Raw genomic sequence first — 6,447 nt, 5'->3', positions numbered from 1 at the left:
ATTCTCGGTTGTCACGCTACTCTAAACGTTTTCAAACACGCAAAAAAAATCTCTCCCTCGAATCTCTTTTCCCTTCCCCCCAACAAACAGTCGACTAAAGACAAATATCCCTTCTTATTTCGACACTACGGCGAGAGTCTTGATTGCTCACATGAGTTTTCCGACCAGCAAACGCTGCGAGGGTGGAACTTAGAATTTATTATATCCGCAGTTGCGGCATGGGGTGTCCGCCAGCCCTTATTTCTTAAGCTGGAATTTCGTACCGCCTTTCGGCCAATCCGGATCCAGAACTTCTACTTTATAATTGAATTCGCTCGAATTCCCGAGAATATCGTAGGCTCGTATCGTAACGGCGGATTTGCCGATCGGAAGGGGGAAGGGTTCCTTATTCTGAAATTCAGTCACGCCTTCCTCGGTCGATATCGAAATCCGAACTTCCTTCACTCCGCTCGTTTCATCGGTGCAAAACACGTGAACCTTCGACTTGTCGTTTAACAAATAAACGTCACCTTCTTTTCGAGCCCCCGGTAGGACGATTTCGCAGGAAGGTCCTTTGGAGTCTATCGCGATCGGAAATTCGCCAGTATTGCGGTTTCCCGCCTTATCTTCCGACTTCCATTGCAAAACCCAAATTCCTTCCTGTAATGATTCCGGGAGTTTGTACTCCGATCGGAGGGAAGGTCGATTTCCCGAAAATTCCTGCTTTCTTTGTTTTCCGGCTTTTCGAGCCCCGGGCGTTTCCGATTTCAACTCCGCTTCCAAAAACCTGATTCCGGATCCTTCTTCAAAAATTCCGTACGGCAAAACGTCTCCGGGGCGGTATTCCGGTAAATTCGAACGCCCGGGTTTTCTCCTTTCCCAAGCCACCGTAGGTGCAGTCGTATCCTTTAATATCCGGATGTTCTTTACTTCTTCCCGATTGCCGACGATATCTTCGGAATAGAATTCTACGTCGGCCCATCCTTCTTTTAAAAGAGGAATGGTTCCCTTGTATTCCTGCCAATCTCCCTTATCGATTCTAAAATAGGTTTTTGTAGGCAAACGAACTTTTCCTTTAGAGTCCGTTTTGGGTGAGTTTTCTTCCTTTGGTTCCTCCAAAAATATTTCCAATTTTTCGGAGGGGTTGACGAAATCGTCCGTCTCGTACCGAACCTCTTTGTATCGATCCGCGTATTCTCTTAGGGAAACGGACATGGAGGAAAGACCTCTCATTCCGGAACTTCCGATCGCAGTGATTCTGACGTAGAAAGGAAGGAGTTCCTGCCCGTAGGTAAAGGAAGATTCATACACGGTCTGCGTGGAACGTACGCTTACGAAATCGGAATTTTCCGATAGCTCCACGAGATACGCCGTAGCTCCCCGGACCGATCCCCACTTCAAAATTACTGCTTGGGAAGGCGGTGTTTCGGTTGCCGTCTTTTTAGGTTGAGATTGGGAACGTAAAACTTGGACTTGCAAAGGACTGAAAATACAAATGCAAATACATACGGTCCTGAAGATTTCGAAAATTTTCATCGCTTCTATCTGAAAGGGAAAAAACTCATTTCGTCGGAATTTACTGGATCTCGACCCGGTCCGGGAGAGGGGTAGGGGTTGTGGGCTTTTTCCCCTTTTCCACAGTCGTACCGAATCCGGCAGGCACCTTTACGATGGATCCTTGGGCGCCTACTTCCAATTCCCCCTCGTAGCATCCGATCAAACTCTTTTCAGGAACACTGGAATCCACATAAAATTCGGTTCCACGAACTCCCACCATGGCTACGGGCGTGACCACGAAGAGCTTATACTTTTTTCCTTTGTCTTTTTCCGAAACTGCGGACTGCACAGATCCGGAATTCACTTGGACTGCCTTTGCATTTTCGGCGGTATCCTGTTTGTATTCCGCAAGAGATTGTGCGCCGCTAGAAATGATTCTCAAAAGCGAGTTTTGTCGGACATCGAACGAAATCCGAGTCTTTAGAAACGCGAATCTGAGAGCAGACTTTTCCTTCGTGCGAATCCATTCGTTGGTAAAAAGAGTGGCGTTTTTACCGATCTTCGTCCAGCTTCCCGCGTTCGTAGTCGGATTGAAATCTTTCGAACTTTCGACGACTCCTACGGCCAATTCCACGATTCCTTCGGGGCTCGCAGCGACCGCAGTAGCGACTGCCGGAATGGAATCCTTCCTAAGATAGCCCGGGATCTTCAACGTAATTCCTTCCCGAATCAAAGACGGGTTCGGAATTTCGTTGTATTTCAGCAATTCCTTCCACTTTCCGGGATCTTCCAGAAATTGCTTGGAAATCTTGGACAATGTATCGTTCTTTTTCACTTTGTATTCAAAAACATCGTCCTGAGCGCCCTTATTGTCTTGGGTTTGGGCCGAAAGTCTAAAAACAGAACCGGGAAACTCTAGACCCGGATGGATCTCCGGAATCAAATGGATGAATAGAATCCCCAAAAAAACGGGAATTACTTTTGCCGGAAAAGTCCGGAGCGATTCAAAATGCATTCATTCCTCTCAAAGCAAATGCAGCAAGTATTAGATTTTCTAGCGAAAGCGACGAACCCTAAAGTTTTTTCCTTCCGAGAAAATTTTCACCAATTTCGATCGGATAGAATCCATGGATTCGCCAAAGAATTTACAACGTAATGAGACGGATAATTCCGTACAAAAAGCACAATTCGCCTGGAAAAATCCGTCTTATCCGAAATTTCGTTTGAAATTTTTTCTTTCCAAAAGATTCTTCACATTTAATCTTTCCGATCTTCGAGACGTTCTCATGAAAAAAATTCGAATCATACTGCTCGCTTTTTTTGCAAGTATCGCATTGCTGCTGCTCCCAGAACAAGTGAAAGCTCAAAATGGGGATATAGAGGCGGCGATCCAGCAGGCCTGCAATCGACTGGTAGAGGGAGGTTTGTATAAAAGTTGCAAACCGGCTCCGGGTTTTTCGGCTTCCCAAGGGTATTACAGCCAGTCCGCTCAAGTGAAGTGTGAATGCCTGAATAAGTCGGATAATAATAAAACGATTGTTACAATTTCCCTTTGGCAGGGGTATTGACACATTCAACATGGGGTTTGACTGCGTCCGCCGGACAACGTCAAAAGTAGGGTAGGGACGAAAAGTACCTATTTTGGTATGTTTTCTTCCCTTTTTTCCTCGATTCTCTGAATGTTTTTCCCGAGCCAGAGGTTATAATTAAAGAATAGATTTCTTTCGATGTGCCTACGGCGGATTTTTCATATCATTTTGCGACTGGGAGTCTCCTTTCTATTCCTGGATTGTTACCAAGGACCGAAATCCGGCATTGATGACTTTCTTGCTTTCTCCCAATTGACTACAAGCGTTAGCACTCCGATCCCTCTGCAGGTTCAGGTTTCGGGACTTCCCGCGGCGGCGACCGTTTCCGTCTCGGATTCTCTGGGAGAAATTTTAACCTTCTCCGGCAACACCACCCAATCCTTTCCCACAAAACAAGTACCGGGAACGAACTATTCCTTAACCATTACGGCCCAACCGACGGTTACCCCTAAAATTATCTGCCAAATCACAAATCCAACGGGACAAATCATGTTCCCATCCACCATCATCCAAGTACAATGTGGAACCGCGTTTTATCCGATCAATGTGACTGTAGTCGGCATATCGGCTACAAATACGGATTCATTAGTATTTTCGAATAATGGAATAGACTTCCTTACGGTGACGACCAACGGGACTTATTCCTTTCCGACTACGATTGCGGACCAGCAGGCATTCGCGGTCGGCGTCTTCCAGGGATTGCCGAGCCAAACCTGCATTTTTAAGGCCTTACCGTCCAATACGGGGATCGTCAACGGAGGTTCTCCTCCCGCACCCATCTTGAATTGCTTCAGCGACATATCCGTTTTACCTGCGGACAATACCTCCATTTTGGTAACGGATACGATCAATATTACGTTATCAGAAACTCCCACTGCGGGTAGTTGCGTATTGGATGCCACCGTCGCGGCAAGTCCGACGAATTTAGGCCCGTACGCGACCCTTTCCCTTGCGGGAAACGTTCTGTCCATTATCCCGAATTCGGGGACGTACAGTCCGACTTTAGCCGCTCCGCTGAACGTATATGCGAAAATCACCGGATGTACGGATAGCGGAGGCAATATCCTGTTGGAAGGCTCTCCGCTCGTGATTAATTTTTCTCTCGTATCAAATAAATATTACGTTTCCCCCACAGGAACCGATGCGGCAGCTCCGGCTTGTGCAACCCCAGCATCCCCTTGCGCGACGATCCAGCAAGGAGTCACGAACTGTGGAACCAACTCCTGTCACGTATTCGTTTCGCAAGGAACGTATACGGTCACGGCACCTATTCTTTTAACCAAAAAGACTTCGATCATCGGAGGGTTTGCTCCGGGATTCGGTACAAAATCTCCGAGTAAGTACCAAACCCTAATCAACGATTCGACGGCGGGTTGTGGGACTTCTTACGCACTTCCTTGTGCTCCGATCATCGTAACTCTAGCGGCTTTAACCGCCAACGAGGTCATCAAAATCTCCGGCTTCGGAATTTTCGCCACTTCAGATCCCACTAAGGCGTATACCACGGGTATTTTTCTAAGCGCTTCGATTCCGAGTCCCGGCGGATTGTTCATTTTCGACAATACCATCCTCGGGGGACAACCTAGCTCGGCGGGAGGACTTTTGTCCGGAGTACAAATGGTAGGTAGCAATAACACGGTTTTAGAATATAATACGATCTACGGCGGTTCCGGTGGAGCAGCTTCCTCCGGAGTGGTCGTCGACGCTTCTTCCGCAGTGCTTTCTTGGAATCGGATCAGCGGTTTAGGATCCGTAGGGTCCGCGTTTCCTGCGAACTATTCATCGGGAGTCGAAGTGCGTAATATGATTGCCACGAACTCTTTGGCGATCAATTCCAATTCCATCAACCCGTTGGCTTATATAGATGCTGCCGTCAGCGCTTCGAATTTCTTCGGTATCCTTTTTCAATCCACCAATCTTTCCACCAGCAACGTCGCCGTACTCGGAAATAGTATCTACTCAGGAAACGGATCCCTGCCGACTACGAACGCCGTCCGTTACGGCGCCGCTTTGGCCCTGGACATGAAAATGATGAACAACCAGATGATCACTCCGAGCAGTTCCTATGTATGTCTGTACAACGCTCTAACTTCCGGTGTCGGTTCCTCAATCCAAGGGAATAATTTTTACAGCTGTTCCACCATGGCTTATGAAGCGGGAACGTCCACATCTTACACTTCCATCTGTCCGGGAGCGGCGGCGATCGGAGGCTTAAGTTCCACGGGCTGTGTCGTACCGACATATTTAATCGGAGCCGGAGCGACTTCGCAAAACTACGCTCAAAATCCCAAGTTTGTGGCCGCGACGGATATCTATCATGCCTTCGATCTTTCCTCCAGTTCGTCCTGCTATGCGGTGTACGGCGGAATCAACGACAACATACTCGCTCCTTATACGGCGAGCGATATAGAAACCAGGCCTAGGACTCAAAACACCGCTGTCACGGCTCCTTCGTTTATTCCAGCAGGCGCCTACGGTTATTCCATCGGAGCATTTGAATTCAACGGGGCTTGCAAATAAGAAATCGAACCGTTTTCGGTTCCGTTCCGAATTTCCGAGAAGTGTTACCTATGTGGTTGTTCATTTATCGCTCCGTTCTTCATAATGCGACATAATATCTATTATCGGAAGTAAGCTCTTATGTCCTGCAAATCGTTCATATCCCACTATAATATCGTAAATCCCTACTTTAGAATTGGAATTTTTTTATTCTTTGCAACCTTCTTACAAATAAATAGATGAATTATGTCTAATAACTAAGGTGGTACTCTTCATGGACATTTTTGGAATTGCTTATAGCTTAATCCCATCATTTCAAACTTTACTGATAGCCTTAATTCCATACTTTTTCGTGACGAGAAATGCTCGATCTAAAGAAAATACAAAGAACCGGATTGAGAAATTGAGTGAGTTGAGTGCAAATCTTGGCCCGATAGAAGATCAACTTAATCACTTTATAGGAATGGCAGGCGGAGTTGATATTGAATATTTCGACCAAAGAATCTTAGATCTATATAATCCCGTTCGAAAGGCCTATCATAAAGCTAGACCCTTCCTTTCTAAGACATTTAGAGATACATTTGGTTCTTTTTCAAAGAAAATTATGATGATCGGTTCAGAATATAAAAATGCGCAAATGGCCATAATGCGAGCCCCGTCTGAATATCAGAAACACTGGGATAACGCAACAAAGTTCCTTCCTCAAAAGTCGCTCGAAGAACTGCAAAGCTTATTCAAAGAAATTTCGAAAATTTTAAAATAACGATTTTTATTTTAAAATTTAAACTGATTGTCTTATTAGATTTCGGAAATTCATAATAAACTGCTTACAAAAATTTCCTCGGGATTTTTTCTTTATGAATTTCACTTAGAGCATCCAAAA

The 6,447-nt window shown here is 45.9% G+C and carries 5 protein-coding genes; 3 read left to right on the top strand and 2 right to left on the bottom strand.

Going from position 1 to position 6,447, the window contains the following annotated elements; genetic code table 11:
* Positions 1 to 237 precede the first annotated feature (237 nt).
* Together EHO61_RS14260 and EHO61_RS14255 are read right to left on the bottom strand one after the other, a co-directional pair.
* On the bottom strand, positions 238 to 1,380 hold the full coding sequence (locus EHO61_RS14260; RefSeq protein WP_246032141.1) for an S-layer protein: 1,143 nt from the start codon (positions 1,378 to 1,380) through the stop codon (positions 238 to 240).
* 175 nt (positions 1,381 to 1,555) lie between these two features.
* A complete protein-coding gene (locus EHO61_RS14255) occupies positions 1,556 to 2,491 on the bottom strand; it encodes a FecR family protein (protein ID WP_135814206.1) in 936 nt (311 codons plus the stop codon).
* Positions 2,492 to 2,762: 271 nt separating this feature from the next.
* Here EHO61_RS14255 and EHO61_RS14250 point away from each other — a divergent pair, with 271 nt between their 5' ends.
* From EHO61_RS14250 to EHO61_RS14240, 3 genes are all read left to right on the top strand, one after another.
* The gene (locus tag EHO61_RS14250; RefSeq protein ID WP_135769253.1) at positions 2,763 to 3,044 is read left to right on the top strand and encodes a hypothetical protein; all 282 of its coding nucleotides are present in this window, start codon (positions 2,763 to 2,765) and stop codon (positions 3,042 to 3,044) included.
* 159 nt (positions 3,045 to 3,203) lie between these two features.
* Positions 3,204 to 5,585, top strand: coding sequence for a hypothetical protein (locus tag EHO61_RS14245; RefSeq protein ID WP_135814205.1), 2,382 nt, complete (start codon positions 3,204 to 3,206; stop codon positions 5,583 to 5,585).
* A 253-nt stretch (positions 5,586 to 5,838) separates the two neighbouring features.
* Complete coding sequence (locus tag EHO61_RS14240; RefSeq protein WP_135814204.1) at positions 5,839 to 6,327, top strand: hypothetical protein; 489 nt, start codon at positions 5,839 to 5,841, stop codon at positions 6,325 to 6,327.
* Positions 6,328 to 6,447 lie beyond the last annotated feature (120 nt).

Source organism: Leptospira fluminis, assembly GCF_004771275.1.
Taxonomy (GTDB): domain Bacteria; phylum Spirochaetota; class Leptospiria; order Leptospirales; family Leptospiraceae; genus Leptospira_B; species Leptospira_B fluminis.
The sequence above is the reverse complement of the archived record's forward strand: the minus strand, read 5'-3'. Positions and strand labels throughout refer to the sequence as shown.

Excerpts from the sequence above, each read along its gene's own strand:
- EHO61_RS14245 (WP_135814205.1), top strand. The coding sequence starts at position 3,204 with ATGTGCCTACGGCGGATTTTTCATATCATTTTGCGACTGGGAGTCTCC.
- EHO61_RS14240 (WP_135814204.1), top strand. The coding sequence starts at position 5,839 with ATGGACATTTTTGGAATTGCTTATAGCTTAATCCCATCATTTCAAACT.
- EHO61_RS14250 (WP_135769253.1), top strand. The coding sequence starts at position 2,763 with ATGAAAAAAATTCGAATCATACTGCTCGCTTTTTTTGCAAGTATCGCA.
- EHO61_RS14255 (WP_135814206.1), bottom strand. The coding sequence starts at position 2,491 with ATGCATTTTGAATCGCTCCGGACTTTTCCGGCAAAAGTAATTCCCGTT.